The organism is Tindallia texcoconensis (assembly GCF_055383815.1).
This window is the reverse complement of sequence record NZ_AP042431.1, coordinates 2,781,256-2,802,574: the sequence shown is the minus strand read 5'-3', so window position 1 is coordinate 2,802,574 and position 21,319 is coordinate 2,781,256. Positions and strand designations below refer to the sequence as shown.

The 21,319-nt window shown below is 38.5% G+C and carries 19 protein-coding genes; 5 read left to right on the top strand and 14 right to left on the bottom strand.

What is annotated here, in order from left to right:
* Positions 1–173: 173 nt before the first annotated feature.
* The gene (locus tag ACZ47N_RS12640; RefSeq protein WP_464886907.1) at positions 174–527 is read right to left on the bottom strand and encodes a hypothetical protein; all 354 of its coding nucleotides are present in this window, start codon (positions 525–527) and stop codon (positions 174–176) included.
* 135 nt (positions 528–662) lie between these two features.
* Positions 663–950 (bottom strand): putative quinol monooxygenase, encoded by a 288-nt coding sequence (locus tag ACZ47N_RS12635; protein WP_464886906.1) that lies wholly within the window; start codon positions 948–950, stop codon positions 663–665.
* 153 nt (positions 951–1,103) lie between these two features.
* Between ACZ47N_RS12635 and ACZ47N_RS12630 the strand changes: the two genes are divergently transcribed.
* The gene (locus ACZ47N_RS12630; RefSeq protein ID WP_464886905.1) at positions 1,104–1,757 is read left to right on the top strand and encodes a TVP38/TMEM64 family protein; all 654 of its coding nucleotides are present in this window, start codon (positions 1,104–1,106) and stop codon (positions 1,755–1,757) included.
* A gap of 63 nt (positions 1,758–1,820) precedes the next feature.
* Here the strand turns inward: ACZ47N_RS12630 and ACZ47N_RS12625 are convergent, their stop codons facing one another.
* The 5 genes from ACZ47N_RS12625 to ACZ47N_RS12605 are packed head-to-tail and all read right to left on the bottom strand — an operon-like array spanning position 1,821 to position 6,138.
* On the bottom strand, positions 1,821–2,111 hold the full coding sequence (locus ACZ47N_RS12625) for a hypothetical protein (RefSeq protein WP_464886904.1): 291 nt from the start codon (positions 2,109–2,111) through the stop codon (positions 1,821–1,823).
* Positions 2,112–2,125: 14 nt separating this feature from the next.
* Positions 2,126–2,956, bottom strand: a complete 831-nt coding sequence (locus tag ACZ47N_RS12620) for a hypothetical protein (RefSeq protein ID WP_464886903.1) — start codon at positions 2,954–2,956, stop codon at positions 2,126–2,128.
* The gene (locus tag ACZ47N_RS12615) at positions 2,953–5,163 is read right to left on the bottom strand and encodes a heavy metal translocating P-type ATPase (protein ID WP_464886902.1); all 2,211 of its coding nucleotides are present in this window, start codon (positions 5,161–5,163) and stop codon (positions 2,953–2,955) included. The genes ACZ47N_RS12620 and ACZ47N_RS12615 overlap by 4 nt, the downstream gene beginning before the upstream one ends.
* A gap of 25 nt (positions 5,164–5,188) precedes the next feature.
* A complete protein-coding gene (locus tag ACZ47N_RS12610; RefSeq protein ID WP_464886901.1) occupies positions 5,189–5,572 on the bottom strand; it encodes an HMA2 domain-containing protein in 384 nt (127 codons plus the stop codon).
* A 17-nt stretch (positions 5,573–5,589) separates the two neighbouring features.
* Positions 5,590–6,138 carry an HMA2 domain-containing protein gene (locus tag ACZ47N_RS12605; protein ID WP_464886900.1) on the bottom strand — a complete coding sequence of 183 codons (549 nt, stop codon included), beginning with the start codon at positions 6,136–6,138 and terminating at the stop codon, positions 5,590–5,592.
* Positions 6,139–6,360: 222 nt separating this feature from the next.
* Between ACZ47N_RS12605 and ACZ47N_RS12600 the strand changes: the two genes are divergently transcribed.
* Both ACZ47N_RS12600 and ACZ47N_RS12595 read left to right on the top strand, forming a co-directional pair.
* On the top strand, positions 6,361–7,281 hold the full coding sequence (locus tag ACZ47N_RS12600) for a carbohydrate kinase family protein (RefSeq protein ID WP_464886899.1): 921 nt from the start codon (positions 6,361–6,363) through the stop codon (positions 7,279–7,281).
* Between the two features lie 16 nt (positions 7,282–7,297).
* Positions 7,298–8,215 (top strand): pseudouridine-5'-phosphate glycosidase, encoded by a 918-nt coding sequence (locus ACZ47N_RS12595; protein WP_464886898.1) that lies wholly within the window; start codon positions 7,298–7,300, stop codon positions 8,213–8,215.
* Between the two features lie 50 nt (positions 8,216–8,265).
* Here the strand turns inward: ACZ47N_RS12595 and ACZ47N_RS12590 are convergent, their stop codons facing one another.
* On the bottom strand, positions 8,266–9,633 hold the full coding sequence (locus tag ACZ47N_RS12590; protein WP_464886897.1) for a stalk domain-containing protein: 1,368 nt from the start codon (positions 9,631–9,633) through the stop codon (positions 8,266–8,268).
* A gap of 101 nt (positions 9,634–9,734) precedes the next feature.
* Positions 9,735–12,173: a U32 family peptidase gene (locus tag ACZ47N_RS12585; protein ID WP_464886896.1), complete on the bottom strand. Its 2,439-nt coding sequence runs from the start codon at positions 12,171–12,173 to the stop codon at positions 9,735–9,737.
* Between the two features lie 96 nt (positions 12,174–12,269).
* Between ACZ47N_RS12585 and ACZ47N_RS12580 the strand changes: the two genes are divergently transcribed.
* On the top strand, positions 12,270–13,955 hold the full coding sequence (locus ACZ47N_RS12580) for a 2-oxoacid:acceptor oxidoreductase subunit alpha (protein WP_464886895.1): 1,686 nt from the start codon (positions 12,270–12,272) through the stop codon (positions 13,953–13,955).
* The gene (locus ACZ47N_RS12575; protein WP_464886894.1) at positions 13,956–14,813 is read left to right on the top strand and encodes a 2-oxoacid:ferredoxin oxidoreductase subunit beta; all 858 of its coding nucleotides are present in this window, start codon (positions 13,956–13,958) and stop codon (positions 14,811–14,813) included.
* 97 nt (positions 14,814–14,910) lie between these two features.
* On the opposite strand, the gene grxC is transcribed toward ACZ47N_RS12575, so the two are convergent.
* The 5 genes from grxC to ACZ47N_RS12550 all read right to left on the bottom strand — a co-directional run bounded on the left by grxC (position 14,911) and on the right by ACZ47N_RS12550 (position 21,102).
* On the bottom strand, positions 14,911–15,162 hold the full coding sequence (gene grxC, locus ACZ47N_RS12570) for a glutaredoxin 3 (RefSeq protein WP_464886893.1): 252 nt from the start codon (positions 15,160–15,162) through the stop codon (positions 14,911–14,913).
* A 95-nt stretch (positions 15,163–15,257) separates the two neighbouring features.
* Positions 15,258–17,504, bottom strand: a complete 2,247-nt coding sequence (locus ACZ47N_RS12565) for a sigma 54-interacting transcriptional regulator (RefSeq protein ID WP_464886892.1) — start codon at positions 17,502–17,504, stop codon at positions 15,258–15,260.
* A gap of 144 nt (positions 17,505–17,648) precedes the next feature.
* Complete coding sequence (locus ACZ47N_RS12560) at positions 17,649–18,158, bottom strand: ECF transporter S component (protein ID WP_464886891.1); 510 nt, start codon at positions 18,156–18,158, stop codon at positions 17,649–17,651.
* Between the two features lie 16 nt (positions 18,159–18,174).
* The gene (locus ACZ47N_RS12555; protein ID WP_464886890.1) at positions 18,175–19,896 is read right to left on the bottom strand and encodes an NADH-dependent [FeFe] hydrogenase, group A6; all 1,722 of its coding nucleotides are present in this window, start codon (positions 19,894–19,896) and stop codon (positions 18,175–18,177) included.
* Positions 19,897–19,920: 24 nt separating this feature from the next.
* On the bottom strand, positions 19,921–21,102 hold the full coding sequence (locus ACZ47N_RS12550; protein ID WP_464886889.1) for an NADH-ubiquinone oxidoreductase-F iron-sulfur binding region domain-containing protein: 1,182 nt from the start codon (positions 21,100–21,102) through the stop codon (positions 19,921–19,923).
* Positions 21,103–21,319 lie beyond the last annotated feature (217 nt).

Below are 21,319 nucleotides of genomic sequence, written 5' to 3'. Positions count from 1 at the left end.
ACCTTTTTCGTTGAAAATTCAACATCAAATTCAACGTCGAAGTCATGGTAACATATTTGCAAAAGGATTTAAACCCATATACGTCATTTTTTCTATAGATCTTAGCGCAAGAAATATTTTTCATTCATATATTCTCCTGATTCCAATATAGAAACTAATTAGTTTTATGTTTATTATTTTTCATTCTGCTTCTCAAAAATTTTTCCTGCACCTTTGCAATAATCCACCGGCACCGTCAACACAACCCCCGTATCTGGTTTTTCTAAATCACCAACAACTCCTTCAATGGCTCCAATCACTTTCTTTAATTCATCGTCTGATTGAATCAGAACTAAGATCGTTTTATTCTGACCTGGTTCATGTCCTTCTTCAGCAAATTTAGAAAAAAAAGGTACATGATGTGCCATGATATGAGCCATCCCCATACTATCCAGCACCGTTGACCCTTTAATCCCTTCCTGATAAAACTCATCTAAAATGTAAAACACATTCGCAGGATTGTTTATAATAGCAATTAGTAATCGCATCCGTATACCTCCTACTCATCCTTCTAATGTAAACTTTAACCTGTGTTTTAAAGATACCATTATTCTGACTATTTTACAATGAAAACATGTATTTTTACGTATTGATAGATTGATCTGTTACAAATAGATCCCCCCTTATGGAACAGGGTGATACAAATTCACTTCAGAACTCAAACTTCTAAGGGCTTTCATCTGCGGAAGAATCCTATTGAAATGCTCCGATTCATTGTGGCGTTGAATCGCTTCCATATTTTCCCATTCTTCTATCAGGGTCAGAATATGATCATTATGAACATCCTGATACAAATCATAAGATAAACACCCGTCTTCTTTTCTACTTTCTTTAATCATTTCTTTTGTCAATGCCATAAACTCTTCTAGTTTGCCTTGATTAACAATGCTTTTCGCTATAATTGTAATCATCTTTTCATCCTCCTTTTGACGCTATTATACTATATTCATTTTATTTGTCGATCACTCAAATTTTTCCAGTACAATGAAGTTCATAAACAGTTCATCAAAAAATAGTATTATATAGTTAGAATTTATTTTCAAATTATAAAGGTGGTGAATTATATGAAAATGAATATACATACAACCAATAGAATTCCATACAAAATTCTTGCAATCGTCTCCATATTCCTACTCTATCTTTTTTTACAAAAACAATACAGTGGAATCCGCCCAGAAATGATCCGTGATTTATTTGTTTCATTTGGAGTCTACGGTCCTCTTATTTTTTTCTCCTTTGCAATAATTCGTCCATTAGTCTTGTTTCCCATCACAGCCTTTTATCTAGCTAGCGGTCTAGCTTTCGGACCGTTCTGGGGAGGTGTTTTATCTAGCTTCGGTGCAGCTGCAGGTGCTTTAGTAGCTCATGGCGTTGCTAAAAAAACCGGAGTCGATTTTTTGCCAATTGCTCTACAAGAGAAAATCGAACTTACTAAATCAAAAATGGACAACAATAGTTTCCAAAACATGTTAATGATTCGATTCATTCCATTAATCAGTTTTGACTTTATTAGTTATGCCAGTGGAATGGCAAGGGTCCAGCGAGGGCCTTATATTGCCGCAACTATCATTGGAATTACACCAAGGGTTTTTGCGTATACCTATCTCGGTTCCAATATTATCAATATAAACGATCCGAATTTTTGGATTGCTTTTTCACTATTACTGCTGATTTTCGCAACACCTATTGGTCTCTATAAAAAATTAAGACACCATTAACAATGGTCCTCCATTTTAGGAAGGCTAGAGTAAAAAAAGGAGATGCTATAGCATCTCCTTTTTTTACTCTAGTGCTTCCGTTACTTCGGCACCCATATTTCTTTGTTCCGAAAGTTCCATTTCTTTTTCCGCAATCATATCCTCAATGGTTTCTTTTTTTAACATTAACTCTTCTAATGTCATACCTGCAAGATTTTCCTGTTGAGCTGCCGGAATCTTTATTCCATATTCCGCTAACATTTCGTCTACTTTTTCTTTGTTTTTCATATAAAGATAATACCCAGTAGCAGCCACTCCTACTCCAACTACAAAACCTGTTAAATGTTCTTTGTTGATGCCAAAATATTGATTCATTCTCATCCACTCCTTTATTGATTGATCCTCATATATACACGTCCTGTACCTTTACCAAGACCTTCTAACACATTACCATGTTCGCGAGACATTTCAGTTATGTTCTCCATCAATGGATGCCCACTGTTCCCTACATCAACACCCATAGATTTACCAAGAATAGTCAATATAAGTTGCATCGGATTTTGGGCTTTACCATCCCTCGGCCTAGCCATTGCATCTACATAGTTTTCTTTTTCCCCTTCTTTCACTTCCAAAGCTTGAATCACACAGGCATCACCAGATACATCAAGCAAGTGACGTCCAAAGGTAAGTAACCATGTCAACACACTCGCTTTTAAAATATTTCCATTAATGACCGAACTAATTAAATAGACAGCTGAAAGCACCTCTGGATGATAAACCCCTTCTTCCTGAATTTCTTGCCATGCATGATTTAACACAGATAATGTAGTCGCTGCAGCTGCGTGATATTCTATGTTTTTAGGTAGCCTCAATAAAAATTGGGAACGCGCTACTAGGGACAACAACAGCGTTACTCCTGCATAATAATCTAGTGGCTTTAATGGTTTTCCGGACCCTTCTCTACAGATCTCTATGGGAGCATTCTGTTTTTCCAATGAAAGTACCATCGCAGTTCTAACAGCTATTTCTATAGATGACACCAAAGTCGGTTTGTAAAGAACTAGTAAAGATCGAGTTACTTGATTAAAACAAACGTCTTTAATTCCATCATGTTTTTCAATGGCTTCTGCCAAGCTGGATAAATCCCTTGGCGGCGTCCTGAGACGAAGTCGTATTCTCCCTGGAATCTCATGGGCAATCGTTATTTTATTGGGATTCACTGGAATACTCTCCTTTCAAAATCCCTAAGCAATAGCCTGCCTGAATTCATTACCACCAAAATAGTTGAAGAATTATGAAGCACAGAACCCCACACCACTGGCAACCATCCCATGGCAGAGAGAACGATCCCTAAAGAATTGATCCCTACCACTAGTTTGAAATTATTGCGAATGGTTACCATGGTCTGTCTAGATAACTGTATTACTGATGGAATAAGCAAAGGATCATCATTGGTGATGGTCACATTGGATGATTCTATCGCCACATCTGTACGAGTATTTCCAATAGCTATTCCAACATCTGCATAAGCTAATGCAGGTGCATCATTGATCCCATCACCAATCATAACCACACGAGACCCATTAGCTTGCATGTTTAAAACGGTTTTTACTTTATCTTCCGGCATCAGTTCCGCACCAAAATCATCCATATGCATTCTGCTTGCAACTTTTTCTGCTTGATAGGCAATATCTCCTGTTAGAAGTCTAACATCATCAAACCCCAAGTTTCGCAAACGATTTAGCGCCTTTTTCATATTTTCTTTTAATGCATCATGAATCCCTAAGATCCCTACTAGGCTTCGTTCCTGTGCAACGTAGATGATCATTTCGCCTTTTTTCTCCAGCATCTTGATTTCACTTTTAAAGGCTTCCAGGTCAACGCTATGTTCTTGCATGAACTTTCGATTCCCTACCATGACACGTTTGTCTTGAATGGAAGTCATCACACCTCTTCCCATAACCACTTCAATCATTCCATGTTCAGGTATCGAATATCCTGAGCTTCTGATTTTATCAAGCACAGCATGGGCTAAAGGATGAGAAGAATCTTCTTCCGCAGCAGCTGCCATCTGCAGCAGTTCTTTTTCAGTAAATTCAGGTGTCGTATGAAGACTAGTAACCTTAGGGCGACCTTCCGTAATGGTTCCCGTTTTATCCAGAACTAAGGAGTCTGATTCTGCTAAGGCTTCCACGTAGTTTCCGCCTTTAATCAAAACTCCATTTCTCGCTGCATTGTGGATACATGCAGACAAAGCTGTGGCAGTAGATAATCGAACACCGCAAGAAAAATCAATAATCATCATACTTAAAGCTCGATTAATATTTCGTGTCAAGGCGTAGATAATAACTGCTAATGAGAAATTCAAGGGAATCAAATGGGCAGAGAATTTGTCTGCATACGTTTGTATCTGTGCTTTTCGACCAGATGCACTCTCCACCATATGAACAATCCGAGCAACAGTAGTGTGATCTCCCACTTGCTCTGCTTTCACCCGAATATTACCAGACTTTACAATGGTCCCAGCAAAAACAGAATGGTCTACTTTTTTATTCACAGGAAAAAACTCACCTGTAATTGGTGACTCATCAACATATGCTTCCCCCTGAATCACCTGTCCATCCACACTTACTTTATCCCCTGTTTGAATACTAACAACATCTCCCACATTAACTGCTTTGACGGATTTTTGAACCAGCATTCCTTCCTCTGTTACCACAAATACTTCTTGATCGCCAATGCTTAACATGTCGCCAATGGCCTTTCTTGTGTTTTCCATGGTATAGGCCGTCATCAGCTCCGCTACATCAGCCAAAAGAATTGTGACAAGCGCCGACATCGATCTCCCTGTTAAAAGAGCTGTGATAACAGCTGTGGACGTTAAAGTATCTGCATTCGGTTTTTTTGAACGTTTAAGAGAATTCCATCCACTCTCAAAAATGGGAATAGACAAGGCAATACTCACTAAAGCAGGTGGAGCTAAAACAAGTCTTTTCCAGCCTCCAAATCCCAGTCCTCTCAAGCCTTTTGCATATCCAAACAAAACCAAAGATCCTGCTGAAATAGCCACTCGCTTCAGTATGTCGTGAAACGATTCTTCTTGTAGTCGTCTTTCATTGACAGTCAGTGTGTTTTTTTCCTCTCGTTCAGCTTGATAGGCCATGATGGAAAAAGTGCCAATATGGTTTTCTATCACTTCTAGTACTTCTTCACTACTAATACACTCTTCCTTATAAAATATAAGAAGACTTCCTGTTGTAGCATTGTAATGAACTTCTTTGAATTCTTGATGTTGATTCAAGCTTTCCAGAAGCTCATTCTGAACATGTTTTAAGTATTTTAAAGCCCCAGCTCTAACTCGTATACGGCCCGGGATATGATGAACCAATTGAAGATGCATCATGTTTTTAACCTTACTTCTAACCAACCTTTTCAACTCCCTTGGTTTATCACTATTTTCCTGGCGTTAAATCAAAATGCGTCTCTAGCAAATTTTGAAGAAACTTCAATGCACGTTCCTGATCTTGATCCGCTATATGACAAATTTCTTTTCGATGCTGTTGGAGTATTTCGGCAGCTCTTTTCAATATTATCATTATTTCATCTTGAGTAATTTTACTGCTGTCATATAAAATTAATGCATTGCCAGTAATGTAGGAAAAGGTTACTTCATTAACCCCGTCAATCTGAGTAAAAAAGTTCATTTTCTCTGGTGGCACTTGCCATTTCTTAGGAATCTTTTGACTATAAGGCACATGAATTCTCATTCTACCTGGGATCGCATGCTTCACTTTAAATTTTAACATAATTTTAAAAATAATATTCTCCAGATTCATCCATTTCACCTTTCAATTCAAGAGTTCTTATTGATTCCAAATGAGTTATAGGCCCAATAAAACAAAGTAATTGGAGCTGGCATCCCTAAAGATTTTTTGTTTACTAACTCTTTGATCCCTAGGGCTAAAAAGGTTCCTGCCACCAAAGTTCGAGAATCGATTGCACCATTGGTTTTCTCCATTAACGCCTGACTGAAAGAACGATTAATCTCATGTATTTCCCTGAAAACCGAAGCACTATTTTGAGATTGTTCCAACGGCTCTAATCCTAATAATTGATAAACAGCTCCTGCTAATAAATCTGCCTTAATTTGAGAAGCATCGTATAGAATTAACGCCGATCCAGTCACTGGGTTTGATTCAATTTTATTAACCCCTGCAACTTTTTGAAGTTCAGCCGCCAAAACTTCAGAAATTCTACTATTTTTCAATTTTGTACTATACAATCTCATTCGTCCTTTTGAAGCATGGGTAACAACAAAGTCTTTGGGTGATCTACCTAGATGAGTTTTCTTTGTTTTACCTGACAGTAGCATGCTTATGACCATTCCCGCAAGTATATGCAAAGTATCACTCCTTTTTTCTAGCACTGTAATGCTTCTTGCAAATTATTATCAATTTTATCATTTATTTCTACAATGATCAATCTTTACCCGTTCTTTAAATTGATTGACTCTGTAAACCTACTCTTCTAATTTATATTGATTAATTTTCTGGTCAAATTACTTAGAATCATGTACACTAAGCTATGAGTATGATCAACTATTATTTTTAAAAGGAGATTCCTTATGCCTCATACAGTTGTTGCCATTGGAGCTGCTAATATTGATATACAAGGTTTTTCAGAAAGCAGTCTGTATATGAAAGATTCAAATCCTGGTTCTATTCAAACATGTCTTGGCGGCGTATCTAGAAACATTAGTGAAAACTTAGTTCGTTTAGGGGTTAAGACATATTTGATTACTGCTCTCGGGAATGACGCCAACGGAAATCGTATTCGAAATGAGTGCACACAATTAGGCATCGATTTGTCACACAGTATTACTTTGCCTGGAAAAAATTCATCTTCCTATATGGCCATTATGGATCAAGATGGAGATATGGCCTTAGCTCTTTCCGATATGCAAATCCTAGACGAACTTCCCATCCAACATTTAAAAGAGCAACATACTCTTTTATCGGAAGCTTCTGCACTTGTATTGGATGCAGGACTTGCTCCAGAGGTTATGACATATCTATCTGATAATTATCCTAATCATAAAACCTTCCTAGATCCAGTTTCCGTAAAAAAATGTTCTCGTATGCAAAGCATACGAAACACCTTTTACTGTCTAAAGATGAATCGTCTAGAAGCCAGTTATTTATCAGGAATCTCTATTACAAACGAACATACCCTTATCCAGGCTTCCTGTCAGTTAATGAAAAAGGGCTTGAATCGTCTCTACATAACCTTGGGTAACGAAGGCATCTTTTTCGCCGATCAAGGCAATTATGGGTTGATTCCAGCAGCAAAAGCCCGAGTTGTCAACGCAACAGGTGCTGGTGATACTGTCACTGCAGCCGTAGTTTACGGCGAACTTCAAGAGTGGCCTATAAAAGAAATCGCACATTTTGCCATGGGAGCTGCTGTGATTGCAATTTCCAGCCCTTTAACCGTTAGCACTGAAATGAGCGTTGATCATATTCGACAGATCATAAAAAATGAATAAAGGAGAGAGAATAATAATGTATGACCACTTAGAAATAAATCCAGAAGTATTCCATGCCCTTCAAAACAAAGAACCTGTTGTAGCCTTAGAATCTACCATCATCTCCCATGGTATGTCCTATCCAGAAAATATCGAAAGTGCAAAAAGATCTGAGGAGGAAATTCGTCTTCATGGTGCCGTTCCTGCAACCATCGCAGTGATGAATGGTAAAATAAAAATCGGATTAAACGAAGATGAGCTGGAGCACTTTGGAAGAGAGCAAGGCATTCGCAAAGCTAGCCGTCGGGATTTGCCAATGATTCTAGCAAAAAAAGAAGACGGCGCAACCACAGTGGCCACAACAATGATTGGTGCTGCTATGGCAGGTATTCCAATTTTTGCCACCGGTGGCATTGGTGGAGTTCACAGAGGAGCGGCTCAAAGCTTTGATATTTCTGCCGATTTAATGGAATTGGCTAAAACGAATGTGGCTGTTGTTTGTGCTGGTGCCAAGTCTATCCTGGATATCGGCCTTACACTAGAAATACTGGAAACTCACGGAGTGCCAGTTGTCGGCTACCAAACCAGTGCTTTCCCTGGGTTTTACTTACGAGACAGTGGGTTTCCCGTGGATGATCATGCTGACAATCTCGAACTGATAGCTCAATCTTTACATGCAAAATGGCACATGGGCCTCAAGGGTGGCATGGTTGTTGCCAATCCTATTCCTCATGCCTATGAGATGAATCCAAATCTCATCAGCCAATCCATCAATGAAGCAGTGTGCGTAGCTGAAGAACAAGGAATCAAAGGCAAAGACATCACCCCTTTTATCCTATCCTATCTGCACCAAGCCACGGAAGGAAAAAGCCTGAAAGCTAATAAAGAACTTGTCTATCATAACGCACGGGTGGCCGCAAAACTAGCAGTTGCCTACGCAAACCTAACTTCATAATGGTCTCTTAGGTCAGAAACCCGCTCCCATGTGGAGCGGGTTTCTGAAAACTATTTCATATATTTTTGTGTATAGTATAATTCAAAAACACCAATTCCCACCATATCCACCTGTCTGTTTAAAATATTCTCCCGATGGCCCAAACTATTCATTAACCCTTGATGAGCTTTAATGGCATCCATTTGTCCCATGGCAATATTCTCCCTGACGGATTCAAAGGGAATATCTGATGCTTTCACTCGTTCACCAGGGCCTTTATTGAGAGAGGATTGATGGCTAAAAAACTGATTGTCTGACATATCCACGGAATGAAGATACGCTACTTCTCTTAGGCCCTCATGCCACTCCAACTCTGGTAAATCCTTTCGTCTTCTGATGGAATTCACTAGGTCAAACATTATTTGTTCATTACCTCGTCGAACTACTTCTTTTTCTTCCGGTGATAAGAACGGAAGGCTGAGGTCTGGTTTATGCCCTGATGGGAATTCAAACTCAAGATCCATATTTCCAAATTTCGGTACCAGTGACAAGGTCACAAATCTTGCTGCTGTCACTGTATGATTCTCATGAATATCGTAATAAAGGATCAGCATGGCATTGTCGTCCAAGATAAAATAATCCGACTCATTTTCATCAAGGTTGATATTCTGATTGAAACGATATTGGACAGGACCTACTCTAAAAGTAATCTGATTTTGTATCCCCAGTATTTGCCGCGCCTTATCCATGCTGGTTCCAACTCCAACACCCTGATACGACCAATCCATATCATCGGTATAACTTGTCACCACTGTCCCGCTCTGCACACCTACCAACCTATAAGGACTATTGCCATCACTTCCATATACCCACCACTGATATCCATATGGAGTCAGCTCTTTCCGGTCTGGTGTACCTAGGGTTTCAAGTACATTGGCTTCCGAATCTCCTATACTGATGCTTTCAATTCCAGTAAAGCTTCGCTTTTCATCTTGAGTTATTGTAATTAGCATACCATCTTGGAAATCATCAACCTCAACTGAAGCACCCAAACCTTGAGACACAAAACGTAATGGAACATAGTTGCGATTGTGCTCCCGATTTAACACCATCTTTGTATCCATTTGCCGATATTCCCCATTAATCCAAATCAACGAATTGTTCATCCACAGTTGGATAACATCATAATCTTGCTTTATGGTAACCGCTTGCGACTCGCCATCCCAAAAAACTTCAGCTCCCAGCTCTTCACTGACAAATCGCACAGGTACCATTGTCCGATTGTTTTCGTCTATGAAAGGATTTACCTCTCCAAAAACAATGGGCCTTCCATTCATTTCAATTCTTAACGCTGGCTGGCTGGCACTGCTTTCAAGAACAGTTCCAGTAACCATCCACAAAAAAACTACCATCAGTAAAACATATCGAATCCCTTTCATTTCTACAAACCCCTTTCATCTCCGCCTATCCTTTTCACCATCAAAGAATACGCCCTATCCAACATATCACTAGTCGCATTCTCTACTTTCAACCTCCAGCTTTATTCAACCCCTCTAAACAAATGCCCCTTTGTCACGCCTTCTTCTTTTAACCGTTCTAATACCCCCTCATCCTGAGGACGGACAATTCCTTTGGAAATATTCAGGTAAAGACGGAGAATAGAGGCTGTTTCCGCTTTATTTTCATGTAAAAAATGCAATCGAAACATACCAACCCCAGCATTCCTTAAATCATTTATATTTTCTATTAGATGGATTTTTTTTGCATTGTGTATGTCAGTATAACAAGAAAACCGAGGTTGAATAGGGAAACATTCTGACTTTCGATCCTCTATATAGAATTGACCTTTCTTGCATAACCCATTCTTTTTTTCACAATTTCTTGCGTCACTCAGCAGACAATGCTTTAGTGCCATCACTGGTAAAAATCCATATCCAATGATTTCTGTTTGATTAGGACTCAGATTCATGCACTGAATCTGTTTAAGGTTCAACTCAGGGGACAAAGTAATCCGCTGTAATGATAAGTTTTGATAGAATGCGTAGGAATCGTCATTCACCACATTCAAAGATTGATCGCCAATTTTTATAAAACTCTCAAAAACGTTGAAATGACCTGGATTTTGAATCAGAACTGTATCTATACCTAACTTTTGAATCTGATCTCTGTGTCGTAATAATTCTTCATCCGTAGACAATTTAAATATTTCAGGAATAAGCTTTCCTTCAAATCCATGCTTCCACACCAATTCCATAGCAGCTTCCAGCATATGCGGATCGCGAAAATAAATATTCTGTATTTCAGCCCCTACTTTCATTTCTATCAATGCTTCCAATTGTTCTAAACTAGTTATAGAGCAAGATAACTGAATGGATGCCACAGAACTATCCTGCAACAGGCCCCCTTTTTTTGGTTTTAGTTCTGTTTCCTTAAAAGAAGTATTTCTTATGTAACGTTTTTTTCTTTTTTGTACTAATGCTTCTACTAAATTCCTACGCAATTGGTTTAATACACTCATGGAGACAGATAGTTTTGGCTCCAAACACACTTTCACTTCTTTCATTTGAAAAGGGGTGCCTCCTAGCTTTGAAATCTGTAGAATTACCTTTTCTTCTGTCAACCCTCTATTCACAGCTTTTTCAGGAAAAACACCTACAGAAACCTCTGCTTCATTCATTCCATCTGAAATGATTCCAGATACCGACTTTCCATATTCGATGATTACTTCTACTCGCACTGGAATGGTTAACATTTCTTTATGATAAGTATCTCTCACTGATTTCATGTACATGTCATCATACGTTTTAAAAATCTTTTCTCCCAAATTACAACTATGTTTAAAGTTTACGGTGCATATTTTTCCTGAAGCACAGTGTTTTACCAGAGTACCATTCACTTCCAATTTCTCTACCCTTCCACCAACCGTTTCTCCATTGCGACGTAGCTGAATTTCGTCGTTTTGATTTAAGGATTCCCGCAACATCAATGTTGCCTTTTGTTTTTTTTCATCATACCCTGTTACAGTTCCAAGGAAACAACCCTGATTTCCTGGATAAAAGGGATTCATCAAGGATTTTCCCGAATCTCCCAAAAGATGACCTTTGGTAAATCCACGATTAAAAACTCTCAGCTCTTCTTTTTTCAATAATACATTCGTTTTAATTCCTGTTTCCATGGTATCCAACATTCCTCGATATGCACGAACTGTCGTTGCTACATACTCAGGACTTTTCATCCGTCCCTCTATTTTAAAAGAATAAACTCCTGCCTTCACAATAGATTGAATGTCTTCCAATGTACAAAGGTCTTTGGGACTCAATAAATATTTCTCTCCATTAGAATTAAACGACACTTTATTATCTCCTTGTACGATTGTATATTTTTGTCGACAGGGCTGGGCACACCTGCCTCGATTTCCACTTCTACCTCCAATCATACTACTCATAAGGCATTGTCCCGAAACAGAAATACATAACGCTCCGTGAACAAAAACTTCAAGCTGTAATTTTGTTTTCTCTTTGGCTTTTCGGATCATTTCTAGAGACATTTCTCTGCCCAGTACTACGCGCTGAACTCCCTCCTTTTCCAGAAATTCTATATCCGCTACAGTTTGGGTAGACATTTGTGTCGAGCAATGTATTGACCAGTCAGGGTATACGCTACGTATATATTGCAAAACACCCATATCTTGGAGTATTACTGCATCGACATCGTTGATATAAAGAAATTCTAAATATGATTTTAACGAGTCCATTTCCTCATTAAAAATTAATGTATTGACAGTCACATACACAGATACTCCTCTAATATGACAATACCTTACTGCATCAATTAGTTCTTCTGAAGTAAAGTTTCCAGCAAACTGCCTTGCTCCAAAAGCTTTACCAGACAAATAAACAGCATCTGCTCCATTTTGAACAGCTGCTTTTAGTGCTTCATTATTCCCGACTGGTGCCAGTAATTCATAGGCTCTTTCCATAAATTCCACTTCCTCATTGTTATTCACTTCATAGAATGGGTATATCTACTTTAGTCAGTATTTTAAGGCTATTTTACCATAAAAGGAGGGGTCCTGTTGGATCATAATTTATTAATCGGCGGTTCCGCTGGTCAGGGCATGGATACTTTATCCAGCCTACTAGAGCGATATCTTATGCGTTGTGGATATCACGTTTTCGTCAACAAGGATTATATGTCCAGAGTTCGAGGAGGGCATAATTTTATTCAAATTCGCTTCAGCGATAAACCTCTAGTTTCTCATCGATATTCACTGGATTTAATTGTTGCAATGGATCATAAAACCATTGAAGAACACCTTCCAAAACTTCATCCAGAAGGATATCTTCTTTGCGATGAAAAGTTAGAGCCAAAAAAAGAACAAGTTCTTGTCTTTCCATTGGAGTCTACTGCCAAAGAAAGCGGTAATCCCAAAACTTTCACAACGGTCTTTCTAGGATTATTGCTTAAATGGTATGGATTAGATCTTAAGGTAATGGAGGACATGATTCGTGAAACTTTTCAGAACAAATCTCCTGAAGCTAATTTAAAAGCATTAAAAATGGGAGCATCTTTAACAAACACTCGCATAACCCTAGTTCCCGGCGACACAACAGACCGTCTTTTGATCAACGGTAATCAAGCAATTGCATTAGGAGCTATCGCTGCTGGCGTCACTTTTTACAGTGCTTATCCTATGACGCCTTCTACAAGTATAATGAACTATTTAGCTGAAAAACAAAGTGAAGCTGGCATTGTAGTAGAACAGGCTGAAGATGAAATTGCTGCCATTAATATGGCTATCGGCGCCAATTATGCTGGTATTCGAGCTATGACAGGTACGTCTGGAGGTGGTTTTTCATTAATGACTGAGGCTCTTGGACTTTCTGCTATCACCGAAACTCCTCTTGTGGTGGCCAATGTACAAAGACCTGGTCCAGCTACTGGCCTACCTACCCGAACCGAACAGAGCGACCTTAGCTTTTTACTGACAGCTTCCCATGGTGAAATCCCTCGAATGATAACAGCTCTCCGGAATCCTGAGGAGTCTTTTTATCAAACAGCTCGAGCATTTAATATGTCAGAAAAATATCAACTACCAGTTCTCTTGCTCAGTGACCAATATTTAGCAGATTACTCTGTGACAACAGAACCCTTCGACTTGTCTCGCATCACCATTCAGAGGCATCTTGATGAAGGAAGCCAGTATACCCAAGAATCCCCTTACCAGCGATATGCTAGGACCGATAATGGCATCTCGCCAAGACTAATCCCTGGAAAAATATCAGGGCAAGTGGTACTGGCTGACAGTGACGAGCACGACGAGGCAGGTCATATTACAGAATCTGCAGAAGTAAGAATTCAGATGATGAATAAACGAATGGGTAAAATGGAATTGCTTAAACAAGAAGTAGAAGAACCTTGGCATTGGGGTTCTAGCAATCCAGAAATCTTATTCGTTGCCTGGGGCTCTACAGCGGGACCTTTACAGGAAGCTCTTCAGCTACTCGAGAAAGAAAAAAATTGTCCAGATATTGCTGCTCTTGTTTTTGGAGATCTATGGCCATTACCAACTGAAAAACTAAAAAAACTTGCTAAAGTTGCACAGTCTGTTGTTAACATTGAGCAAAATTTTACTGGCCAATTGGCAAAATTGATTCGACAAGAAACTGGAATCCCCTGTCACCACAGTTATTTGAAGTATGACGGAAGACAAATGACACCAGAAGAAATTGTTGAATCCCTTAAGAAGGAGGTGCTTTAAGTGACAGATGTTAAGTGTTTTAATTCTACAGACCCTTCTGCCTGGTGCCCAGGTTGTGGAAACCATGCTTTGTTAGCAGCTCTGAAAGAAGCCCTGGCACAGTTAAATAAAAATCCTCACGATGTACTGGTTTGCTCAGGTATCGGTCAAGCAGCAAAAACACCTCATTACATCAATACCAACGGCTTTAATGGATTACATGGCCGTGCTTTACCACCAGCATTAGGGGCAAAAATTGCAAACAAGGATCTGACAGTCATCGTTAACACCGGTGATGGAGACTCTTATGGCGAGGGTGGTAACCACTTTATTCATAACATGAGGAGAAATTTAGATATTGCCCATTTTGTGCATGATAATATGATTTACGGCCTCACCAAAGGCCAGGCTTCTCCCACCACCCAAATGAAGCATACGACAGAGATTCAAACAGAAGGGGTAACTTTAGATCCTATAAAACCCTTAGCGTTAGCCATTACAATGGGAGCTACATTTGTTGCTCGTGGTTTTGTTGGAGAAAGAGAGCAGTTAATCAAATTGATGAAAGAAGCCATTATGCATCCAGGTTACGCACTCTTAGATATTTTCCAACCCTGTGTGGTCTTTAATAAAGTAAATACCTTCAAGTGGTATCAAAACAACACCTATTTACTTCCGGATAATTACGACTCCAGCAACAAACAAACGGCCTTACAAAAGGCTTTTGAATGGGAAGAAGGAATACCTCTTGGTATTCTTTATCAAGAGAAAAAGCCAACCTATACAGAGCAACGAAAAGTGCTACGAGAAGGACCAGCCTTAGTTCATCGTAAATTATCGCCAGAGCGAGCCTTATCCTTCTTCGATGATTTCAGATAATCATTTTCATTCCATTACATCCTAATCAAACATATAAATGCCAAAAGCAGAGATGTATTAATCTGCTTTTGGCATTTATTTACTACAGTAAATTCAATTAAGTAAAGACTTCTTCTAATTTACCATTCTTTTCTAGTTCAATCAACTCATCACAACCACCAATATAGACCTCATCTACAAAAACTTGCGGAACCGTATCACTTCCACTGATAGTCGTCAGACGATCCATTGTTCTTTGATCACCATCAATATTAATTTCTTCAAAGGAAATATTTTTTTCCATCAACAATTCTTTTGCGCGAATGCAAAAGGGACACCAAGTCCAATGGTAAAACTTTACTTTTTTCATTGTCATCCATCCTATCTTATTGAAATCATATCTTATATACCCACCATCGAAGAAATATAACAATCCCCTCAATTTCATATCATTGAAACGATAATTTATTCAATCCTATGTTTCCGCAGTTTTTCATAAAAGTTAGATCGAGATACTTTAAGCAAATTTGCTGCTTGGGTTCGATTATTATTCGTGGATTTTAGTGCGTTTTCAATAGTTTCTTTTTCAACCCTTTCCAATAAAACATCCAATGGCTGTATTTCATTTGTAAGAGGGTTAATATTCTCGTTTTTCCATAAATGAAGTGGCATATGCTTCTCTTTTATTTGGCTTCCTTCTACCATATTCAACAGTCTTTCCAATAAGTTTTCTAACTCACGGACATTTCCAGGCCATTTATACTCGCATAACACTGTCATGGCTTCTTTGCTAACAGACTTAACAGGAAGCTTGTGCTTTTCTGATAACTTATTCATCAAGTGCTCAACCAATAAAGGGATATCCTCAGATCTTTCTTTTAAAGAAGGAACCGTAAATGTTAATACGTTTATTCGATGAAATAAATCTTCTCGAAACGTGCCGTTCTTTATCTCTTCTTGTAGCTTTTTATTAGTAGCTGTGACAACTTTAACGTCTAATGGAATAGTCTTTTGACCACCCACCCGCTGAATTTCCTTGTCCTGAATCACTTGCAGTAGTTTTGCCTGCATCTGCGGACTCATATCCGCAATTTCATCCAGAAAAATTGTTCCGCCATTAGCCTGTTCAAACTTACCAGAATTTCCACCTTTTTTCGCTCCTGTAAAAGCCCCATCCTCATACCCAAATAATTCTGCTTCTATTAATTCTTTTGGGATAGCACTACAATTAATGTGCACAAAAGCTTCATTTCGTCTTTCACCACAAAGGTGAATGTTATTGGCTATATACGTTTTACCCGTACCACTTTCACCCAACAAAAGCACCGTGGAGTTTGTTTTAGACGCATTAACAATAAAATTTTTAATGTTTCTAACAGAATCTGAGTGTCCAATAATTCGTTCATCTATTTCTTTAACGCTTTCCATGAAATTTTCTACTCTTTTTTTATAATAATATACTTCGTTTTCCTTTTGACCCAGTAAATAGGGCAAGCACATCTGAAACTCTGCAATTCCTTGATATACTGCTATGGCTTTTTCCCTGCACGTTTCATAACCACAGGCACCACAATTCAATTCATCTTCCTGGGTATATTTCTGACTCTTTGCCAGTATATCTCTAATTTCTACATTATTAGGGATAACCCTTTGTTGTTGAAGGGTTTTGTAATACACCCTCCTAGTAATCTGCACTTTGTTCTTCTTCACTGGTTTATCAGGCTCTCCTGCTCTTTTTTCAATACTTTTTTTGGCAAATTCAATGACTCTTGCTTTTCTGTACTGCAGTGAATTTTTATCGAAAAAAAAGTCAGGACCATCAATGCACCCTTTACAGTAGAGAATGTCTATCAACATTGGCTCCAACCTTCTCTGTTCAATAGCCCGCAAGGTTTCTATCACTTCTTTTTTTCCTTCCACTACCGTGATTTTATTATTAAGGATATCTGTACTGATTTCTGCTGCTTTCAGCAATCCGCCAGCAACTGGAAATACTTGCCCACGACATTCTTCATAAAAATGATCAAAAGAAGCAGGCCTTGTTTTCTCCAGTTGAATTTCACATTGCAAAAACAAAGATTTCAGTTCAGAAAAAAGCAATACATAATCTACGGTATTTTTCGCATATTCTTTATCGATTTCTGTTTTTTTGGCGATACAAGGTCCAATAAAAACAATATGCGTACTGACATTCTGTTTTTTCTTAATATGATCCGCCACAGCAATCATAGGAGAAATAATTGGTGCTAAATGATGAATTAAGGATGGATAATGCTTTTCCACCATGTTAACAATAACTGGACAAGGCGAAGTGAGGATCGGCTTATCAATAGGCTCTTGATATAGTTTTGCATACTCTCTAGAAACCATAGATGCACCCTGTGCTACCTCGTAAACCATATCAAACCCAATTTTTTTTAATGCACCTACCAGTTGATTTGGATCTTCAGAAAAAAACGCTACAATAGATGGCGCTAGTATGGCAATGGTACTAATCCAGCGATTCGATAGAGAGTTTTCCACCAGTTTCATATCCGATCGCAACACTTTGTTTTTCTGAGAACAGGCATTTACACAGAATCCGCATTGAACACATTCTTCTTTCATCAATTCTGCCTGATCCTCTTCAAATCTTATGGCATTAACAGGACATCCACGAACACAAGAATAGCATTTCTTACAGGTTGTTTTAGCATCCGATACAATTGGCATTCACTATACCTCCATTAAACCATATCCTTCAAATCTATCTATCGCATTTATTTTATCATACTTCACATAAGATGCTTACATAAAACCGCCTGTGTCAGAAGATTTAGCTTTTAACCTTACCCCCTAGCAATCACATAGGATTTATTATTTCATTCTTTGTGGAAGATATTGATGAACTATTAACGCCATAACCCCGCCTAAAAAAGCTGTATAAAACTGAGGCATCGAAAAAGCTGTAATCAATGGAGTTGGTATGCTGGAAAAAACTGTGTATGCTATAAAGCGAATCAAGAGTGCCATCACAAAAAATTTAGCAATACTTGCAGATAATACAGCCAACCATTTATTATTAAAATAAAGTAAATTAAATACAATCACCAACATTAAATTTCCAATCATAATAATAGGTAGCACAGGTAACAATGGCATGATTCCCAACATATATGCTGCTAATGGAGTTAGACAACCAATGATGACTGCTGCTCCCCTACTTACTGTCAACACTGCTAAAATCAGCACCATGTTTACCAATGGCCCTACCACTGGCTGAGAAAAGGATGAAAGACCAATTTGAAATACCAGAGCCAGGGCAAGGAGTACCGCTGTTTTTGTTAGCAACGCTGTTTCTAATCTTCGTTCCGTCATAGTCGACATTCTTCCACTCCTTGCATCATGTATTTAAATGGGTGTGTAACAATTCATGCGCTCTATGTCCCCCTGGCTCACCAAGGTATGTTTCATAGATCCGCGTCACAAGCGGGTTCTCATGAGACATCCTTAATGCTGCATTTTTATCCATTTGATACATTCCCTCCATTCTCTTCTGAAGGATTTCCATAGAGTCTTGAAGCGGTCCACCGCCTCCATTGATGCAGCCACCAAGACAACCCATCACCTCTATAAAATGATAGTTTTTTTCGCCAGATTCAATTTTATCCAGCAGTACTTTGGCTGCAGCCGTTCCATGAGCCACCGCTACCTTAATATTGATGCCGGCAATGTCCAGCGATGCTTCCTTAACACTTTCTAAACCTCGAACACTTTTATAGTCAATACGATCTAGTTCTCCATCTGTCAATATCCACGCAACAGTCCTCAAAGCCGCTTCCATAACTCCTCCTGAAGTTCCAAAAATCCGCCCAGCACTGGTATGATTTCCAAGGAAATCATCATACGGTTCATCCTTTAATTTTTTAAAGGGTATTCTTTCCAATTTAATGAATCTAGCTAATTCCCTGGTTGTTAACACTGCATCTACATCTCTAATTCCATTAACAACCATTTCATCGCGCTGAGCTTCGTATTTTTTTGCGGTACAAGGCATAATGGACAAGCTAAATATATTTTTAGGATCCACCTGATTTATTTCAGCATAATATGACTTGGAAAGCGCTCCTAGCATTTGCTGTGGTGATTTACAGCTAGAAATATTCCCAGTAAACTGAGGAAACTCATTCTCTACATACTTTATCCATCCTGGGGAACAAGAAGTAAACATGGGTAACTTCCCGCCGGTTTTAAGACGCTGAATAAATTCAATCCCTTCTTCCATAATTGTAATATCTGCTGCAAAGTCAGTACTAAACACTTTATCTGCTCCTAAAGATTTCAATACAGCATTCAGTTTACCAGAAACATCCTTCCCAGGCTCCATACCAAAAAGTTCTCCCATGGTATGTTTGACTGCTGGCGCTGTTTGCACCACCACATGTACTTTAGGATCCCTTAAAGCCTGCATCACCCTGCGAATATCCTGTTTTTCAATCAAAGCTCCCACCGGACAGACTTTTACACATTGACCACAATTGATGCAATTTGTCTCCGTTAGCAATTGATTGCCTTTTGTAGAAACAATGGTGTCAAACCCCCTCTCCTGATATTGGTAAACGCCAATATCTTGAGTTTCCCCACAAACACGAATACACTTTCCACAGACAATACACTTACTCAAGTCTCTTTCAATAGAAGGACTTGATTCATCTAACCGTTTCTGTTTTTTTATCGGATCCAATAAAGGTTCGCCTCGTGATACATCGTATTGATAACACAATTCTTGTAGCTGACACTCTCCTGATGTTCTGTCACAAGTTAAACAATCATTTGGATGATTAGAGATCAATAATTCTAATGTAGATTTTCTTGAGTTTATCACTTTTTCACTTTCGGTTTCAATCACCATTCCATTCTGAGCTTTGATATTACAAGAAGCCACTAAATTCTCTTCCCCTTTTACTTCCACTACACACATCCGACAGTTGCCCTCATTTCTTAAATCAGGATGATGGCACAGCGTTGGAATTGGTATTTGATGACTTCGACATATATTCAAAATCGATTCATTGTTATTTGCCGTTACTTTCTGTTGATTAATTGTAATCGTAATCCTTTCCATTCTTTAAACCTCCTATCTTTCTCTTTAAGATCTATAAGCACTCACAATACTTTTCTTCGAAGCAGCCAGTAGCATATTCATAGCCACTTTCCCATATCCGCATAGTGCTGAATTCCCAATAGCATTGCTAAGATAATTAATTTTTTCTCCATGATAGAATTGCTTCTCCTCTTGCTGTTTCAGAACTAGTTCACTAAGACGCTTAGTTCCCTCTCGACAAACAGAACATCTCCCGCAAGATTTTTCATGACTTTTTTGAATTGCTATGGATAGTTTTTTATCGGCCTGTTCTTCAGTGATAATTTCCACCGCAGATGCTCCTAGCAATAAACCTGCTTCCCGAAAGGAAGCGAAATCAATTTTCAGGTCAAGCTGAGCCTTAGAAATATAACATCCCATCTCGCCTCCTATATGCAGCACATATTGATCTGGTAGGTTCATTTTTTCAGAAGCCTTCTTCATCATTTCCTGAAGTGTTGAACCCATATGAACTTCAATCAAATAACCATCCTCTTCGTAGTGAACATAGAATATTTTTGATCCATAATGATCTTTTTTTCCGCTGGATCGGAACCATTCACTCCCATTACGAATCACCAAGGAAATATTAAGAAATGTCTCCACATTAATGGCAAAATGCCTTCTATTATTCCACAATTCTTCTACTCCATAAAAAGGACATCGAGCCTGACTTAAATTCTCACGAAAGTTTGTCAACAATGAAATATCTTCTGCATAATGAATATGTTCCTGCGGAATAATATGAACCGAAAACGTCACCTCATAACTTCTAAAATAGCCCATTTTTTCAAGTTGTTTTATCCGAATGTTGAGCATGTGAGCAATAAACTGTTTTTCATTGCTCACAAACAAAGTCACTTCCTTTGCATTCATAGATTTAGCGGATAAATACATCCCTAGAATTAAAGAGTATGGATTTTGAAGAGCTAACATCTCATCAAGTTTTGAATTCATAATACTCGTTGTTATACTTTTTTCCCCTTGATACTCCGATAAAGCTTCCATATAATAACCAACCGAATCCCCTCTACCATCACGACTTCTTAATCCAGATTCCACCACTTCTGTTATAATTCTATCCCTAGGGTAATTAAAGTCTGACATAATTCCATCATTAGTTGCATCTCTGCTTATTTTTTCTACACTTGTCAATGCTCTCTCGTTAATCCATAGTGCATTTTCCATTGCTTATCACTCTCCTATTCTTATCTTAGTGTTTTTTCTTTCCTATTTACGTTGCAAATCCCATGCCAGTTTTCTACTCTTCTTCAAATCCTTTCATTTGTGCGATTTATCTGAAAATATCGTCGATCATTTTATTTCATCCCTTACTGAACTGTCCTAAATTTCATACAACTAAATAAAAAAAACACCTTACCCTCTATGATAAGATGCTCTTAGC

What these genes read in the sequence shown, in the direction of transcription:
- ACZ47N_RS12640 (WP_464886907.1), bottom strand. Translation starts at nt 527, where the DNA reads ATGCGATTACTAATTGCTATTATAAACAATCCTGCGAATGTGTTTTAC.
- ACZ47N_RS12635 (WP_464886906.1), bottom strand. Translation starts at nt 950, where the DNA reads ATGATTACAATTATAGCGAAAAGCATTGTTAATCAAGGCAAACTAGAA.
- ACZ47N_RS12630 (WP_464886905.1), top strand. Translation starts at nt 1,104, where the DNA reads ATGAAAATGAATATACATACAACCAATAGAATTCCATACAAAATTCTT.
- ACZ47N_RS12625 (WP_464886904.1), bottom strand. Translation starts at nt 2,111, where the DNA reads ATGAATCAATATTTTGGCATCAACAAAGAACATTTAACAGGTTTTGTA.
- ACZ47N_RS12610 (WP_464886901.1), bottom strand. Translation starts at nt 5,572, where the DNA reads ATGAATCTGGAGAATATTATTTTTAAAATTATGTTAAAATTTAAAGTG.
- ACZ47N_RS12600 (WP_464886899.1), top strand. Translation starts at nt 6,361, where the DNA reads ATGCCTCATACAGTTGTTGCCATTGGAGCTGCTAATATTGATATACAA.
- ACZ47N_RS12595 (WP_464886898.1), top strand. Translation starts at nt 7,298, where the DNA reads ATGTATGACCACTTAGAAATAAATCCAGAAGTATTCCATGCCCTTCAA.
- ACZ47N_RS12590 (WP_464886897.1), bottom strand. Translation starts at nt 9,633, where the DNA reads ATGAAAGGGATTCGATATGTTTTACTGATGGTAGTTTTTTTGTGGATG.
- ACZ47N_RS12585 (WP_464886896.1), bottom strand. Translation starts at nt 12,173, where the DNA reads ATGGAAAGAGCCTATGAATTACTGGCACCAGTCGGGAATAATGAAGCA.
- grxC (WP_464886893.1), bottom strand. Translation starts at nt 15,162, where the DNA reads ATGAAAAAAGTAAAGTTTTACCATTGGACTTGGTGTCCCTTTTGCATT.
- ACZ47N_RS12565 (WP_464886892.1), bottom strand. Translation starts at nt 17,504, where the DNA reads ATGCCAATTGTATCGGATGCTAAAACAACCTGTAAGAAATGCTATTCT.
- ACZ47N_RS12560 (WP_464886891.1), bottom strand. Translation starts at nt 18,158, where the DNA reads ATGTCGACTATGACGGAACGAAGATTAGAAACAGCGTTGCTAACAAAA.
- ACZ47N_RS12555 (WP_464886890.1), bottom strand. Translation starts at nt 19,896, where the DNA reads ATGGAAAGGATTACGATTACAATTAATCAACAGAAAGTAACGGCAAAT.
- ACZ47N_RS12550 (WP_464886889.1), bottom strand. Translation starts at nt 21,102, where the DNA reads ATGGAAAATGCACTATGGATTAACGAGAGAGCATTGACAAGTGTAGAA.